The 16,024-nt window shown below is 43.8% G+C and carries 18 protein-coding genes; 14 read left to right on the forward strand and 4 right to left on the reverse strand.

Translation table 11 applies throughout. The features are described from left to right. Window positions 1–61: 61 nt before the first annotated feature. From C3B52_RS09890 to C3B52_RS09900, 3 genes are all read left to right on the forward strand, one after another. Window positions 62–1,915 carry an Ig-like domain-containing protein gene (locus C3B52_RS09890; RefSeq protein ID WP_103105920.1) on the forward strand — a complete coding sequence of 618 codons (1,854 nt, stop codon included), beginning with the start codon at window positions 62–64 and terminating at the stop codon, window positions 1,913–1,915. A gap of 162 nt (window positions 1,916–2,077) precedes the next feature. Continuing rightward, window positions 2,078–2,533: a signal peptidase II gene (gene lspA / locus C3B52_RS09895; RefSeq protein ID WP_103105921.1), complete on the forward strand. Its 456-nt coding sequence runs from the start codon at window positions 2,078–2,080 to the stop codon at window positions 2,531–2,533. A gap of 60 nt (window positions 2,534–2,593) precedes the next feature. Next, window positions 2,594–3,163 carry a GNAT family N-acetyltransferase gene (locus C3B52_RS09900; protein ID WP_103105922.1) on the forward strand — a complete coding sequence of 190 codons (570 nt, stop codon included), beginning with the start codon at window positions 2,594–2,596 and terminating at the stop codon, window positions 3,161–3,163. 186 nt (window positions 3,164–3,349) lie between these two features. On the opposite strand, the gene C3B52_RS09905 is transcribed toward C3B52_RS09900, so the two are convergent. Together C3B52_RS09905 and C3B52_RS09910 are read right to left on the reverse strand one after the other, a co-directional pair. Beyond that, on the reverse strand, window positions 3,350–3,919 hold the full coding sequence (locus C3B52_RS09905; RefSeq protein WP_103105923.1) for a chromate transporter: 570 nt from the start codon (window positions 3,917–3,919) through the stop codon (window positions 3,350–3,352). Continuing rightward, entirely contained in the window at window positions 3,912–4,481 is a 570-nt protein-coding gene (locus tag C3B52_RS09910; RefSeq protein WP_103105924.1) for a chromate transporter, read from the reverse strand. The genes C3B52_RS09905 and C3B52_RS09910 overlap by 8 nt, the downstream gene beginning before the upstream one ends. Window positions 4,482–4,588: 107 nt before the next feature. On the opposite strand from C3B52_RS09910, the gene C3B52_RS09915 reads away from it, so the two are divergent. Next, window positions 4,589–5,455, forward strand: a complete 867-nt coding sequence (locus C3B52_RS09915; RefSeq protein ID WP_201264865.1) for a LysR family transcriptional regulator — start codon at window positions 4,589–4,591, stop codon at window positions 5,453–5,455. Window positions 5,456–5,774: 319 nt separating this feature from the next. Here the strand turns inward: C3B52_RS09915 and C3B52_RS09920 are convergent, their stop codons facing one another. Further along, entirely contained in the window at window positions 5,775–6,014 is a 240-nt protein-coding gene (locus C3B52_RS09920; protein WP_103105925.1) for a DUF7660 family protein, read from the reverse strand. Between the two features lie 155 nt (window positions 6,015–6,169). Between C3B52_RS09920 and C3B52_RS09925 the strand changes: the two genes are divergently transcribed. Continuing rightward, window positions 6,170–7,711 (forward strand): YifB family Mg chelatase-like AAA ATPase, encoded by a 1,542-nt coding sequence (locus C3B52_RS09925; protein ID WP_103105926.1) that lies wholly within the window; start codon window positions 6,170–6,172, stop codon window positions 7,709–7,711. Between the two features lie 25 nt (window positions 7,712–7,736). Here the strand turns inward: C3B52_RS09925 and C3B52_RS09930 are convergent, their stop codons facing one another. Then, window positions 7,737–8,045 carry a protease inhibitor I42 family protein gene (locus tag C3B52_RS09930; RefSeq protein ID WP_103105927.1) on the reverse strand — a complete coding sequence of 103 codons (309 nt, stop codon included), beginning with the start codon at window positions 8,043–8,045 and terminating at the stop codon, window positions 7,737–7,739. A gap of 470 nt (window positions 8,046–8,515) precedes the next feature. On the opposite strand from C3B52_RS09930, the gene C3B52_RS09935 reads away from it, so the two are divergent. From C3B52_RS09935 to sucD, 9 genes are all read left to right on the forward strand, one after another. Continuing rightward, window positions 8,516–9,238, forward strand: coding sequence for an EAL domain-containing protein (locus tag C3B52_RS09935; RefSeq protein WP_103105928.1), 723 nt, complete (start codon window positions 8,516–8,518; stop codon window positions 9,236–9,238). A 30-nt stretch (window positions 9,239–9,268) separates the two neighbouring features. After that, window positions 9,269–9,625 carry a hypothetical protein gene (locus tag C3B52_RS09940; protein WP_049738752.1) on the forward strand — a complete coding sequence of 119 codons (357 nt, stop codon included), beginning with the start codon at window positions 9,269–9,271 and terminating at the stop codon, window positions 9,623–9,625. After that, a complete protein-coding gene (locus tag C3B52_RS09945; RefSeq protein WP_103105929.1) occupies window positions 9,622–10,434 on the forward strand; it encodes a diguanylate cyclase domain-containing protein in 813 nt (270 codons plus the stop codon). Before C3B52_RS09940 ends, C3B52_RS09945 begins: the two co-directional genes overlap by 4 nt. Window positions 10,435–10,590: 156 nt before the next feature. Next, the gene (locus C3B52_RS09950; protein WP_103105930.1) at window positions 10,591–10,905 is read left to right on the forward strand and encodes a YbjQ family protein; all 315 of its coding nucleotides are present in this window, start codon (window positions 10,591–10,593) and stop codon (window positions 10,903–10,905) included. A 242-nt stretch (window positions 10,906–11,147) separates the two neighbouring features. After that, window positions 11,148–11,474 (forward strand): SCP2 sterol-binding domain-containing protein, encoded by a 327-nt coding sequence (locus C3B52_RS09955; RefSeq protein WP_103106187.1) that lies wholly within the window; start codon window positions 11,148–11,150, stop codon window positions 11,472–11,474. Window positions 11,475–11,648: 174 nt separating this feature from the next. Further along, window positions 11,649–12,542 carry an AlbA family DNA-binding domain-containing protein gene (locus tag C3B52_RS09960; RefSeq protein WP_103105931.1) on the forward strand — a complete coding sequence of 298 codons (894 nt, stop codon included), beginning with the start codon at window positions 11,649–11,651 and terminating at the stop codon, window positions 12,540–12,542. Window positions 12,543–12,583: 41 nt separating this feature from the next. After that, the gene (locus C3B52_RS09965) at window positions 12,584–13,642 is read left to right on the forward strand and encodes a hypothetical protein (RefSeq protein WP_103105932.1); all 1,059 of its coding nucleotides are present in this window, start codon (window positions 12,584–12,586) and stop codon (window positions 13,640–13,642) included. 188 nt (window positions 13,643–13,830) lie between these two features. Next, window positions 13,831–14,991, forward strand: coding sequence for an ADP-forming succinate--CoA ligase subunit beta (gene sucC, locus C3B52_RS09970; RefSeq protein ID WP_016743310.1), 1,161 nt, complete (start codon window positions 13,831–13,833; stop codon window positions 14,989–14,991). Between the two features lie 44 nt (window positions 14,992–15,035). After that, window positions 15,036–15,938 carry a succinate--CoA ligase subunit alpha gene (gene sucD, locus C3B52_RS09975; RefSeq protein ID WP_103105933.1) on the forward strand — a complete coding sequence of 301 codons (903 nt, stop codon included), beginning with the start codon at window positions 15,036–15,038 and terminating at the stop codon, window positions 15,936–15,938. Window positions 15,939–16,024 lie beyond the last annotated feature (86 nt).

Genomic DNA, 16,024 nt, shown 5'->3' on the forward strand with positions numbered 1-16,024 from the left:
CATGTGACATTTTTCCATTTCGTTCGTCAAAGTAAGTATAGGAATCCATTTGGAGGTAATTATGAAGAAAAATACGTTAATGAAAAACGTGACCTTGGCGGTTGCGACTATTTTCACTGTACAGTTTTCTGCCACAGGATTTGCGTCTGCACAGACTGTGAATCCGATCACAGTGGGAGCTTCTGGCATTGTTGCAAAAGCTTATTCAGAAGGACTTCAAACAGAGTATTCAGAGATAAAGCTATCGTCAGGAGATTCTGAGACAATCAAGCTGACGTATGACGGTCGGACTCTCGACAACTCGCGAGCAGATTGGGATACCACTGATTCTTCTATTGCTCATGTAAGGAACGGTGTGATTACAGGGAAGAACGCAGGTACTGCCTATGTCATCGCGTCCTATGACGATGACTTTGTCTATATTATTGTCAATGTTTCAAAAGACGGAAGCCTCAAGGCAGATATCGATAGCATCTCGCTGAAAAAAGGCGATGACAAAACAATTACGTTGAAATATAACAACAAAACGATTTCTGGCTACGATGCAACATGGACGACGTCCAATACAGCTGTAGCAACCGTCAGGAATGGTGTCATTACAGCTAATGCTTCCGGAACAGCAACCATTACTGCCAAGTACAACGGGCAATCTGTGAAGATTACAGTAAAAGTGAATGCCGATTCCACAGACGGCTTGAAAGCAAGTGATACAAAACTCTCGTTAAGCTCTGGTGATAAAGAAACCATTACCTTAACGTATGACGGAGATAAGATTGCCGGGTCAAAAGCAACATGGAAAACGTTCAATACGGCAGTTGCTACTGTAAACGATGGAGTAATTACTGCTAATAATAAAGGAACAACCAAGATCAGAGCTGAGTACAAAGGCTCCAAGGTTGATATTGAAGTAACCGTTGATGGCTCTGATACCAAGAGTAAGCTTAAAGCGGATGAAACCAAAGTCAGCTTGAAAAAAGGCAAAAAAGAAACAATCTATCTAACCTATGACGGCAGCAGCATCTCCGGATCAAAAGCGACATGGAAAACGTCTAATTCATCCGTTGCAACAGTAGATGATGGAGTAATTACAGCTAAAGGTAAAGGGACAGCAACAATCACTGCAACGTATAAATCAGAATCCGTAAAAATTGAGGTAAAAGTCGATACGACAGACTCCTCTGACGGGCTCGAAGCAGATGAGACCAAGATCAACTTGAAAAAAGGGAAAAAAGAAACGATCCGTCTCACCTATAATGGCAGCAGCATCTCTGGATCAAAAGCGACATGGAAAACGTCCAAGTCTTCAGTTGCAACAGTAGATGACGGAGTAATTACAGCCAAAGACAAAGGTACAGCAACAATCACTGCATCGTATAAATCTGAAACGGTAAAAATTGAGGTCAGAGTCGATTCAACTGGTTCTTCCGACTCTCTTGAGGCATCTAAGAGCAAGCTGAACATGAGCAAGGGCGATAAAGAAACAATCAAACTGACCTACGATGGCCGCTCTATTTCTAATTCAAAAGCTTCCTGGAGCACATCTAAATCTTCTGTTGCAAATGTTAATGATGACGGAGTAATTACAGCAAAAGCGAAAGGTACAGCGACTATTACGGCCAAGTACAAAGGCGAAGAGGTTGAAATTGAGGTCAATGTAGATGGCAAAGGTTCGAGCTCAGATGGTCTGGAAGCTGATGTGACCAGCCTGACGCTCAGTAAAGGGGACAGAGAAACGATCGAGCTCCTCTACAACAACAAATCAGTCCCAGGTTCCAAGGCTGAATGGAGCTCTTCCAAAACCTCTGTTGCAACTGTAAATGAAAATGGTCGTGTAACTGCCAAAGGTAAAGGTACAGCGCAGATCACTGCTGAGTACAAGGGTGAAAAAGTAAAAATTAAAGTAACGGTAGAATAACACACTCATCAAGAGCGAGAAGCCCATCAAATCATGACCAAGTGATTCGAAGGGCTTCTTTTTTCATGATGTAGTCCAGAGAGTTACGATATGGTCAAAATGGGAGCTTCACGATAAAGTAGGGGAGGTAAAGGTGAATCCTCGCAAGGAAGAAGGCAGCCTATGGTTTTTTATCTCATCTCCATTTTGGTGATCATCGCAGACCAGCTATCTAAATATTTGATCCGTCTATACCTCCCTGTTGGAGAGACCATGTATGTATGGGGCATTTTGCTTGAGCACTACGAAAATGCAGGAATGGCATTCAGCTTGTTCCAGGGTTATGCTCGTTTGTTCGCCGTAGCCGCTGTGCTTTTCGTAACAGCCGTAATTTACTATCGGAAGAAGACAGAAGAGAAGCACTTTGTAATGGAATTGGGTCTTGGTTTTTTGGTAGGAGGTGCAGTAGGGAATGCGATCGATCGGATTTTATTTGGACGAGTTACCGATTTTATAGTGTCTTCCTCCGGCAATGGCATCCTGAACTTTGCGGATCATGCGATTAATATTGGAATTGTGTTCCTGTTTTTAAATGCGGGAGTTGGTTACGTAAAACGTTTTAAGAATAAGAGAACGTAAATATGGATTTCGCCAGGCAAGCATCGTGATTAATGCCTAAAACGATAGGAGGGGGCTTGGGTGGAGAACCAAGTACTATTTGAGACTTTCCCGATTTTAGAAACAGACAGATTAATCCTGCGACAGCCTGAGACAATTGACCTGCCGCTCATTTTAGACATGCTGTCAAATGAAGAAGTTGCTAGGTATATCGGCTTTCCAACCTTTCAAACGATGGCTGAAGCAGAAAACGAATTGGGCTGGTACCAAGCACTTTTTAGAGAAAAGCAGGGAATTAGGTGGGCCATAACAGATAGGCAATCGGGTAAATTCATTGGTAGCTGCGGCTTCAAAAATTATCAAGCAGTCCACAATAAAGCCGAGATCGGATACGATTTAATGTATTCGTGGTGGAACAAAGGAATCATGACTGAAGCAATTCGCCCGATCATTGAGTATGGCTTCACGCACATGAAACTAAATCGAATAGAGGCAGAAGCAGACACGAGAAATACAGCTTCGATACATTTACTTCAAAAAGTCGGCTTCCAGGTAGAGGGCATTTCTCGGGAGTCTGAATTTGAAAACGGTATGTATATTGATCTAGTGAAATTGGGGCTTTTGCGCAGGGAATATGCAGGTTATGTATAAGCTCAAATAGTGTCGATTCATAACGCTCCTTTAGAAACAATAACTAACTGGAAAAAGGACAGACCGTGTAATTGCTGGCTGTCCTTCCTCTATTTGTCATGATGATTCCTAGAATGGTAATATACCTCGCCAGCAAAATGACCATGTCAGGATCAGGCGCCGCGGCACTATTTCGATACATTCCTTTTACCAGTTCGAGTTTATTTGAGTAATTCCTCCGAGAATACCCGTCAGAACCATGAGCAGGATCGGGTTCATCTTCCATTTTCTCAAAACAAACAAAGAGCCTGCAAAGACTGCTATCGCAATCCAGTCCACATCAGCAACCATGCTTATTGTAGATGTCCCAAAAAACGTCAATAACAATATCGTTGCAGCAGCGGAAATAATAAGCCCAAGAGAAGCCGATCTCAGGCCATTCAAAGCTTCTATCACATAGATCGATTCATTGTGTCTTTGGAAAAAGCGATACAGCAATATAGAAATGCCGACACCTGAAATTACACAGCCGAACGTTGCGATTATGGCACCGGGAATCCCTGCAATCTGAAAGCCAACAAAAGTGGAGGCGCTTACCGCTAGCGGGCCAGGCGTCATTTGCGAAATGGTGATGATATCGGTAAATATCTGTTGTGATACCCAAGCATTTTTTTCAACTGCCATTTCCTGAATGAGCGGGATGATTGCATATCCTCCGCCGATACTGAACAAACCGATCTGAAAAAAGACCAATAACAGTTTCAATAGTTCACTCATTTCTGTCACCTTTTGTCAGCCATACTCGCGCAATGCATATAAAGCAGGACACTGCAAGGATAATAGCCACATTGATTTCAAATAGAAAGTTTGCCAAAAATGCCGTCGGAATAATTAAAGTAAGGAGTAAAGAACGTTCCTTGATCATCATACTGCACATATCAACAACGAAATTAATGATAAGGGCTGCTACGCCCGCCTGCATTCCTTTCAATACCGCGGAGATCAATGGATTCGCCGCAAAACTAATATAAAACTTGGAGATTAACACCAGTATAACAAGCGATGGAATGACAGCGGCGATACAACTGATTACAGCCCCTATCCTCCCAGCTACCCGAAACCCTGCGAGCGTTGACAAGTTGATTGCAATTGCTCCAGGTGAAGACTGTGCAATAGCAGCCATATCTACCAACTCATCTTCACTGAATAGTTTTTTGGAGGATATAAAATACTTCCGAATCATCGGAACAACAACATATCCACCACCAAATGTAAATGTGCTGATAAACAAATTTATGCCCAGAAGCCAGACACATAGTTTGGTTCTTTGGTTTATCATAAAATCGCCTCCTCGTTACCTGATTATTATGGAGGTTGTTGATCGATCAGTAAAATGATATTATTTTGCAATAATGATTAGTTCTATTCATGTCAGGGGGACCATCTATGATGACGCTTCGGCATTTTGAAATACTGAAGGCAGTAGCTGAAACGAGAAACTTTACAAGGGCTGCGGAAAAGTTATATATCACGCAATCGGCAGTTTCTCATGCAATACGAGAACTGGAAGAAAGGGTAGGGACTGCATTATTTGATCGATTGTCAAAAAGTGTGCAGCTTACAAAAAGCGGTCGGTTACTGCTGGATGAAATTTTACCGATCTTGTCTTCGTGCGAAGCTTTGAATGCGCGTATCAATTGTTTGGAAAAACGAGCCCCCCTGCACATTGTTTCCAGTATTACAATTGCAGCGTTCTGGTTGCCGAAAATATTGCAAACCTTTCATAAAGATTGGCCCGATATACCGAGCAAGGTCGATGTGGTCAGAGCAGCAAATGCGGTTGAAATATTGCGGGAAGGAAAAGCTGACATCGCTTTGATTGAAGGTGCGGCTCCTCAAGGTCCTTTTATATGTACCCCCTTTGCTTCGTATCCGTTACATATTGTGTGCGCACCCGACTATCCCATCAAGAAGAGAGAATTGACTTTACATGAATTTTGCTCAGAAAAACTATTGTTGCGCGAACAGGGCAGCGCAATCCGCGATACGTTAGACAGCGTTCTTTATTTGTTAGGATTTACCGCGCAACCTGTGTGGACAAGCGTGAATTCTCTGGCTCTGATAGAAGCAGCTAAGGCTGGAATCGGCATAACGATTTTGCCGGATGTTCTTGTACGCGAGCCGCTAACGCAGGGGAAGTTGATTTCGCTGTCTGTTCAAGACCTATTATTGAAAAATGAATTGATAGTAGTTCACCATCGAGATAAATATCTGACAGAACCGTTGAAATCCTTTCTAATGCTCTTACAATAAACCTACGGATGAAGAATCCATTCAGGCAGTTCGTCGAACTCTGGATCTTGGAGTAACGTCTCTTGATACCGCTGAACGTTTGCCAACGGTTCTGAGTTGATATGTTGTTGTAAATAACAAAGAGAAATGGATAGAGATCCAGATATTTTCTGAGACCTCTATCCATTTTTTTACTCACAAAATGTATAACATCATATTCAATTACTTATTGATATTTGCATTAGGGGAGTTTCTCTAGCTATTAATAAAACGAATTGAGGATGTCTCGATGTCGTTTCTTATTCTCCTACCATGCAAGGTAGTAGAAATACCTTCTCATCTACTCATAAATCTTCCCCATGTATAAAATGGCTGCGAGCGACTTCCACTCGGCCTGATCTGGTAAATATCCTCTATCTATAGTATCTTCCATCCAAGATTCCATTGCCTCCAGAAAGCCATCTAGGGTTTGGTTTTCCCATTCATCGGGATTAACTAGCAGATCGTGTCGTAATGCCTTTATGAATTGGATAAGCTCATCTTTGGAATCAACATGAATGCATTTCTCAAATAGGTCCATTGTTTAGCTTTCTCCTCCGTTAAAAAAAATTAACCTGAATTTCGTACAAATTCTAAAAGTGCCTTATCTTTGTTATCGGAAGCCTATCCTATCCCCAACAAAACTTGCCCACCACCACTATCTTTTCCTACCCTATGAAAAAAGGGGGAAGAGATATGTACGCATCCAGCTACTCCGGAACGGTATTTGGCATAGATGGCATGGTCGTTACGGTAGAAACAGATATCGCCAACGGACTGCCCCAGTTTGATTTGGTCGGTCTCGGTGGTTCGGCAGTAAAGGAAGCGAGAGACCGTGTCCGTGCAGCCCTACGCAATGCAGGCTTTGATTACCCTATGCAACGCATTACGGTAAACCTGGCTCCCGCAGATCAACGCAAGGAAGGCTCGGGCTTTGACCTCGCAATTGCTTTTGGCATTCTCCTCGCATCCAAGCAAATTCCCCCACGATCAGAAAGAGTACTAATCTTAGGTGAGCTCGCATTGGATGGCAGCTTACGACCAGTTACCGGCGTGCTACCAATCCTGCTGGAAGCAAAAGCTGCTGGATTTTCCCATGTGATCCTTCCTGCGCAAAACGCTGCCGAAGCTAGACTCGTGGACCTACTTGTGTTACCAGCCTCCTCCGTGAAAGAAGCTGTATTGTATTGGACAAACGGACTAGTGCCTCACAATGAGGAAGAACTTAGCGCGGTAAACCTGCCCCGATCCCAAAAACAAAGCAACACCGCAGATTTCGCGGATGTATACGGACAGCATTTTGTAAAACGCGGGTTAGAAATTGCTGCCGCCGGCTTTCACAACGTATTATTAGTCGGTCCTCCAGGCTCTGGAAAAACGCTGCTGGCCACATGCTTGCCGGGCATCATGCCACAGATGACAACAGAAGAGTCCTATGAAGTGACGAAAATATACAGCATTGCGGGGCATTTAACTAGAGCAGGCGGACTCATCGAGGAACGCCCATTCCGCTCTCCACACCACACGATAACAGCGACGGCACTGATCGGCGGCGGCCCTCAAATCCCACGACCAGGAGAGTGCAGCTTGTCCCACGGCGGAATTCTCTTTTTGGACGAGATGCCAGAGTTTTCGCGTCATGTGCTCGAGGTATTGCGTCAGCCGATCGAGGCAGGGATCGTTACGATTGGGCGAGCCAAGCAAGTGTTCACCTTTCCAGCTCGCTTTCTCCTTATTGGATCGTGCAACCCTTGTCCCTGTGGATTTTTCGCTACCAGAGATCAGCAAGCGTGCTCATGCACTCCACAACAAATCCACAAATACCGCTCCAAACTCTCAGGCCCACTTCTCGACCGTATCGACCTGCACCTCGAAGTACCGCGGGTCCCAGTAAATCTGTTGCACAAGCGTATTGCCGAGGAATCCTCCGAAATCATTCGGGGACGTGTAGAACAAGCTAGGAACATCCAGTGGCAGCGGTATCGATACCGAACCAGTTGTCCGTTTAACAGTGTGATGAATGGCGATGAGCTGCGCCGGTATGCCCGTTTAGATAAAGAAGGGCAGGAAATGCTGCAGCTTGCATTTGAGACTTTGGGCTTAAGTGCACGAGCGTACGATAGAATCGTAAAGGTAGCGAGAACGATCGCTGATTTGGAGGGGGCGGATACTATTGCTGCTGAGCATGTCGCAGAAGCTATTCGCTATCGAGCTTTGGATAGGGCGCTCACCTTTTAGAGCAAGCCTACTTAGATAAACAGTATCACGCTATTGTTACCGTGTAAAAATGTACATTGGCGCAATCACTCTCATCCCAAGGGCGACAATACTTCAGCGCGATAGAGGTAACGCCTGACCGTAATGGCTGAAAAGTAAAGATCTGCTGACCACTTTGGCCGATTCGAGGTAAGGGAGAGGCTGGAGTGTAGTGAGTCGAAACAAACTCCAAAAATTTGGCATCTAGTGGATTCGATAAAAGCCATTGATATCCGGTAGATGGATTTGCCTCAAGTGACAAGGAAAAAGAATGGCCGGGTGATACATGTATAGAAGAGGTAGAAACATTCGGCATAGATCATCGTCCTTTTTTCGTAAAAGTTATTCGCCCACCAAGTTTCTTCTAGAATTACGATACGTCAATGCAGGTAATTTGGTTCTTATTGTGAACGAGTAAACAGGAAATAATCGTAAGATACTTTTGAATTTTCAACCAATTACTGGAAGTGAAAATCAATTGTCAAACTTCCAATTTTTTATGATGAATTAGTATGATATGGAAAGGAATTTGCAAAAAATTAGCGAATGAATAGGGATAAAGGCATAAAATGTCGACAAAGAATCACTAAAGAGTAATCAATTTTACCTAAAAAACCAATGAGAAAAAACAATTAGTACGTCTCATATGGTAATTTTTTATCAGACACGCGTGTTGGTTTTTTCCAGCACTCTCCATGGGGCAGGCAGCGATAAGTTGCTCCTCATGAATTGGGAGAAGCTTTTTCTTTGTGTTCATCAATCGCTAGGAAAGGGAAAGGAAAACTGATGGAGAGCATTGCGGAGCTATTTGAAAAAAGAGAATACTATCACGCATTTCAGCCCATTTGCCATCTCCCCGAAAGACAGAGAATCGGGTATGAGGTATTGCTGAGAAGTAAGGCAGGGATTAATCCCGAGTCCTTATTTCAGGCGGCAAAGGAAAGCAGGAAATTACCAGAACTCGACACGCAATCGCTGCACTATGCCCTCTCTACCTTTTTTCATCAGTCAACAAATAATGAAAGGGATCTGTTGTTCGTCAATATATTTCCATCGACGATTACAGATGCTTCCTTTCCACTCTTTATTGAAGAAGTCAGCCGCGAGTATTATCCCTTCCTTGGCCAGATCGTTTTGGAAATTAACGAATCGATCATGGAAGGCGAAGTCTGGCACGATCCCATCTTCAAAGAGAGAATTTCTGACTTAAAAGAAAGAGGCTTTTTGATTGCGTTAGACGATGTCGGTGAAGGAATGAACACGTTTCGCAAAATTGTTGATATATCCCCTGATTACATTAAAATTGATCGTTTTTTCTCTCACGAGTTGTCCACTTCTACGGATAAACAGGAAACAGTGAAACTATTTGTGGAGTTTTGCCAAAATGATTCACAGCTTATTCTTGAAGGCGTAGAAGAGGAAGAGGATTTTGTTTGTGCTTCTTTACTTGGTGTCGTAATCGGTCAGGGATACCTGTTTGGGAAGCCAGGTAGCTTGTTGGACGATTAAGAAGCAAGTGTTGAATGTGGAGGTATACATATGAGCAGTGAAAAAAATGTTTATTCTAGGAAGGCAACCCTTTCTCTTAAAATATCCGAATTTGAAGTTCCACCTATGCAAGACATGCTTATTATCGGAAGAAAAGCTCCAATCGGGCCGGAAGCGGTCAGAAGAATGGCCGAAGCCCTGTCACCGGAGCAATTTACGCTAATTAAAATGGATCATCCAAAGATTGAGGCCGTATTGCTTCGAAATACGCTTTTGCAGATGCTAGATGAGAAATTGCTCATGAAAATTGTGCTTGAGGAATCTGAGCGCATGATTAGTGACTCAATGGTTCTTCGATCTGAGCTGAAAATAGCAGTCTCGATTCAACGTGAGGTGGATCTGCTATGACAATCTCCGAAATCATGACAACATCCGTTAGCACGATTACCTCTGGCAAAAGTGTTTCTTATGCAGCGGAGCAAATGAATGAATGTAATACGCGATGGTTGGTTGTCATAGATCACGGAGTCGTTATGGGAGTAGTTACCTCCCGCGATGTCTTGTCCGCGCATCCGAATCGAATTGTAGCAGATGCGATGAGTGGGTATCCGAGTCGTTTTTCAGCAGATCTAAATGTATGGGAGGCGCATTCCTATTTACAGGAGGACAATGGCGAGGTTGCTCTCATCATGGATGGAGAGCGTTTAATAGGAGTGCTTACCAAAGATGCTGTTCGGATGAAAATTGCTGAATTCATTGATCCGTTAACAGGTCTATACGAAGCGCCATATATTCAGTATGTCGGTGAGCAGTTTTTAAAGGAAAACATCCCATTTCATTTGCTTTTCATCGACCTAAATGATTTTGGTCAGATCAACAAAAAGCATGGACACCCTTTTGGTGATGATGTGATTCGAAGGTACTCCTCCGTGCTTGCTTCATTCGCATCTGAGAAAGGTGACCATTTATGTCGATATGCGGGGGATGAATTCGTCATGATTTCAACAGCTGAAGAGGACCAGGTCCAAAAAGGGATTGCATTACTGACAAAACCCACCCATATACGAAACGTCAGCATTTCCGCTGCTGTCGGCCATGTGAATGGGTATGAAGAGCCAGATTTTTTTTCATACTCCCTGAGAGATTTGATGGAAAAAGCGAGTCTGGAATCCTCAGCGGCAAAATTACAAAATGATTATCCTACATTTGCTACATAAATAACATCATCGCCTCGGACAGGAATAGGCGCATGTCTTCATGCATACACTGATTGCTGAGTATTCGTGATGTGTGTAAAAGTCTAGTGCAACCTGTAGCTTCTTCAGTCGTAATATTTATTGAAAAGAACAACTTGAAGTTCGGGAGGCTAACTAATGATCGTTACAACAACTAGCACATTGCAAGGCAAAGAGATTGAAGAGTATCTGGATATTGTCAGTGGAGAAGTCATTATGGGCGCAAACGTTGTCCGTGACTTCCTCGCAGGAATTACGGACATTATCGGAGGTAGAAGTGGAACGTACGAGAGCAAGCTAGCAGAAGGGCGCGAGATGGCTATTCGTGAAATGAAAGAAAAAGCCCGTTCCATTGGAGCAAATGCCATTGTAGGTGTAGATTTGGATTTTGAAACCTTGCGTGAGGGCATGATGATGGTCATTGCGACGGGTACAGCTGTACGTGTAAAGTAAGCCGGGCATATCCGGCTTTCTTTTTTTACTATCGGAAAGTTTAAAATTCTAAGGAAGATAGTATAAGCGCAAATAAAGCCCTGCCTGCGCCAAAAGGCCTGGCGAAGCCAAGTTTTCTAATGTACAGGCAGAAAATAATGATAATATATGTATAGTGAACCATATGTAAAGTGAACCTGATCAAGCAACTTTTGCTCTGATTGTTCGCGAGTGCATGAAAGCAGGGTGTTCTGGTGTCCGAGGTGGAAATTGCTTTATCAAAATTTATTGCAAATACAAATTCAAAGCCTTGTGAAATTGCTGGATTTAATGCCGTATACCACATTACTCTTCAAGGCAAAGAGGCTGGTGAATATGAAGTTATATTCGCTAATGATCGTGCTTCTTATCAAAGGGGTTTTACTCTTGATGCAGGATGCAGAGTCGAGTTGTCAGAAGCTGATCTCCTAAAATGGTTGAACGGGCAATTAAATCCGGCTGCTTCTATCATTACAGGAAAATTAAAAATACAAGGGGATATGTTATTTTCAATCAAGCTCCAGACGCTTCTGCATACCTTTCAAATATAGACTTTTTGGGAGGAGGCAATCGAAAATGTAGACGGAATATATGGCTGAGTAGGAATGGCTACATATTCCATTAGACCCATCATTATTTAGAAATAACTAGTCAATCCCTTCAGGGTTGCGTTAAAATATGACCAATGAATGACAAGTGACTAAATCAAAAGAACGAGGGGAATCATGCGCCATATTTGTTCGTTTGTAGCTATCGTAACTCACCTGGAAGAACAATCTGTGCGTTTTGACTTTTACCAAGAGAGCCGAAGGTCTAAAACCGTACGAGAGCTTTTAAAACAGCGGGCAACCTTACCGCGCCATTATTTTGATTATTTATTTCATTCAGGGGTATTAGAAGTTGAGAGTGATCCGCCGTATCAACCGATCGCGGCCAAGCCTGCAGCGATTGGGATGAACATCCGATCCTTAGGAACAAACATGGTTTTTGATATGTGCTTTGCCCCGCAAACGTATAAGCTATGGCAAAATACAGATGCAGTTCTAGAAGATATTTCCTTGCCGGCAGACCTTTTCGAAGAGTACGTCTATCGATTAGGGGCCATTAGCCGATTTCGTTATCTTGGACGTGTCGATGATCCACTTGTAGCCACGCAGCTGGGCGAAAATGACATGATTGAATTCAAGCGTGATTTCTTGTTATCCAAAACGGGCATTATCAAGTCGATTGTGGCATTTGCCAATTCCAATAATGGAAATTTGTTTCTCGGTATAACCGACGAAGGAAGTATTTGCGGTGTAGACCATGAAGTTGAACATTACGGCGATCCTGATAAGTATATCCTGGCTATCACTCAATACATACAGGATAAAACGCTGCCATTCCTTACGCCATTTCCTAAAATATCCTTGCAAAAAGTACAAGGGAAATATGTTGTCGCCATCTTTGTAGAGGTTGCATCCGAATTGATTTGCGGATTGGACAAGAACGGGGAAAAGTACGTGGTTATTCGCACGAACAATCGCTCGGTCGTGGTCAAGGACCCTCATCAAATAGGAGAAATCTACGTAAAACGAAAGCTGGGCAGTGAAATCAGCCGTCGATTGGGGCTTCTGTAGCATAATCGTGATTGGATTGCATACACGAAGGAGGTTGCTGCATGAAATCGTCTTTACGTGCCTATCTGCTTAGTATTTTGGTGGCAAGCATGGTAATGACTGGATGCGCGCAAGGAAGCAAAGTTACTGAAAGTGACATGAGAGATCGGATGGAAACTGAGCTGGGAGGAGTTGAAAAAGTAACGGTCATGTCCACGGACGGACAGGAGGTTGCACTCGATCTGCCTGTTTTCCTCAAGGAACTGCCCACACAGGGACAGGATCTGCAGCTATCGACAGAGCCACTCAAGCAAGAGGATGTTCGATTTACTCTTGTATTATATCGCAAGCAACTGGCCCCACTGGTTGTGACGGTGGGAGAAAAAGCAAGCCAGTTTGGAGAAAGTACATATCGCGGGAATGGTGCCATTTATTTTTATCAGTGGGTTCATAAGCAAACGGGAAAAGGGCTGCTCGCTCAAAAGTTCGATAACGCGCTCCTGTCGGCTGATGACCTTTCCAAAACGATTGTGCTTGCAGGAACCGAGCTTGATCAAATCAGAAACGTTTTACATACCGCGGTTCCCGAAACTGAAAAAAATCCAAAGCAGTATCCGCTATTTCCGACTTACAAAATTCACGTTGGTTCGACACAAAAACCACTTGAGGTAACTGTACTGACACCCACACTGATCTCGGTACCTTTTGGCAGAGAAAAACATCTTTTTCATGTAGATGGCCAATTGTTTTCGCGTATGACGACATGGCTCCCGCCTAGCGAGACAGAGGAGCAATCGCTGGAGAGACTGTTTAAGACAACGCGTATACGCTTGACTGCAACAGGCGAAATGGTGGGAGAAAACCGCGAGCTGGATGTCACGCAAACCACCGTTGAGCAAGGAATCGCTCATCAAACCGTGCGTTTGCTGCAAAAAGGAACATTACTGGAAAAGACGCCGGAAGTTCCTGGAAAGGAACAATTTCAACTGCAATTTTTGGTAAATGGTTCAGAGCGGTCGGTTGTCTTTTATCCTAGCTATTTTAAGCTGGATCAATCGTGGTATGCTCACAATGAACTAGCGCAAAATGTGTGGAAATTGTTTGAAAACCTTCGAAAGTAAGTGTTTTCATTGATGAACTTTGTCGTTATTGGTCAGGATAAAGACAACATATCACTACCACTTTTGCATTTTTTGTCGTAGAATAGTAACGTTGCACTGATAGTGGTGCTTTAAGACTGGGGGAGACGATGAGTCTTCATACCGGTCTAAAAGCCTGCCGATCTTTATCTGCCATAGGAGGATGGAGAATGAACATTCATGAGTATCAAGGTAAAGAGATACTTAAGCAGTACGGTGTAAAAGTTCCTGAAGGACGCGTAGCTTTCACAGTTGAAGAAGCTGTAGAAGCAGCAAAAGAACTGGGCACCCAAGTAAACGTAGTAAAAGCGCAAATTCACGCTGGTGGCCGTGGTAAGGCTGGCGGGGTAAAAGTCGCAAAAAATCTGGATGAAGTTCGTACATATGCCAGTGAAATTCTTGGCAAAGTACTCGTTACTCATCAAACAGGACCAGAAGGTAAAGAAGTAAAACGCCTTCTGATCGAGCAAGGCTGCGACATCAAAAAAGAATACTACGTAGGTGTAGTAGTTGACCGTGCAACTGGAAGCGTCGTTATGATGGCTTCTGAAGAAGGCGGTATGGACATCGAGGAAGTAGCAGCTAATACTCCAGAAAAAATCTTCAAAGAAGTAGTTGATCCAGTAACTGGTCTGAACGGCTTCCAAGCTCGTCGCTTGGCTTATGCGATCAACATTCCAAAAGAGCTGATTAACAAAGCTGCCAAGTTCATGATGAGCCTGTACCAAGCTTTTGTTGATAAAGACGCTTCTATCGCTGAAATCAACCCATTGGTTGTAACTGGCGACGGAGAAGTAATGGCACTCGATGCTAAATTGAACTTCGACAGCAACGCACTCTACCGTCACCCTGACATCGTAGCTCTGCGCGATCTGGATGAAGAAGACGAAAAAGAAATCGAAGCTTCCAAATTCGACCTGTCCTACATCGCTCTCGATGGAAACATCGGTTGCATGGTAAACGGTGCTGGTCTGGCGATGGCTACGATGGACATCGTGAAATTCTACGGTGGAGACCCTGCTAACTTCCTTGACGTTGGTGGCGGAGCTACTGAAGAAAAAGTAACAGAAGCGTTCAAAATTATTCTCCGTGACGAAAAAGTAAAAGGTATTTTCGTCAACATTTTCGGCGGCATCATGAAGTGCGACGTTATCGCAAACGGCGTAGTGAATGCAGCAAAACAAATCAAACTGGACAAACCTCTCGTAGTTCGTCTCGAAGGTACTAACGTTGACCTGGGTAAGAAAATCCTCAACGAGTCCGGCTTGAATATCGTTGCTGCTGAATCTATGGCAGATGGCGCTGAAAAAATCGTATCCTTGGTGAAGTAAGAATAAGCGAGTAGATACGTCAAAAAAGGTGGGAAAATTACGCGATGAGTATTCTCGTTAATAAAAATACAAAAGTAATTACGCAAGGGATTACGGGTGCAACTGGTCTGTTCCACACTCGCGGAGCCGTTGAATACGGTACACAAATGGTGGGCGGTGTAACACCTGGTAAGGGTGGCACTGAAGTTGACGGTATTCCAATTTTCAACACAGTGGCAGAAGCTGTAGCTAAAACGGGCGCAACTGCTTCCGTAATCTACGTTGCTCCTCCATTCGCTGCTGACGCGATCATGGAAGCAGTAGATGCAGAGCTGGACCTGGTTATTTGCATCACGGAAGGTATTCCTGTTCTGGACATGGTAAAAGTAAAACGTTACATGGAAGGCAAGAAAACCCTTCTCGTAGGTCCTAACTGCCCTGGCGTTATCACTCCAGGTGAGTGCAAAATCGGTATCATGCCTGGCTACATCCACGTTCCAGGTAAAGTGGGTATCGTATCCCGCTCTGGTACCTTGACTTATGAAGCAGTACACCAAACTTCTACTCGCGGCATTGGCCAATCCACTGCAGTAGGTATCGGTGGAGACCCTGTTAAAGGCATGGAGTTCATCGATGTACTGAAAATGTTCAACGAAGACCCTGACACTGAAGCAGTTATCATGCTGGGTGAAATCGGCGGAACTGCAGAAGAAGAAGCAGCTGAATGGATCGCTGCTAACATGAAAAAACCAGTAGTAGGCTTCATTGGCGGACAAACTGCACCTCCAGGAAAACGCATGGGCCACGCTGGTGCGATCATTTCCGGTGGTAAAGGTACAGCTGCTGAGAAAATCGCGAAGCTCGAAGAATGTGGTATTCGTGTAGCAAAAACGCCTGCAGTTATCGGTGAAACTTTGGTTCAACTGTTGACTGAGCGCGGTATGCTCGACAAAGTAATGAGCAAATAAGCTTGTGAATAGCTAAAAGCGGACAGGTTATAGGCCTGTCCGTTTTTATTTTTGAGTCAGACCACTGTCTTTCGATAAAATAGCAC

It is taken from the genome of Brevibacillus reuszeri (assembly GCF_002897295.1).
GTDB lineage: Bacteria > Bacillota > Bacilli > Brevibacillales > Brevibacillaceae > Brevibacillus > Brevibacillus reuszeri_A.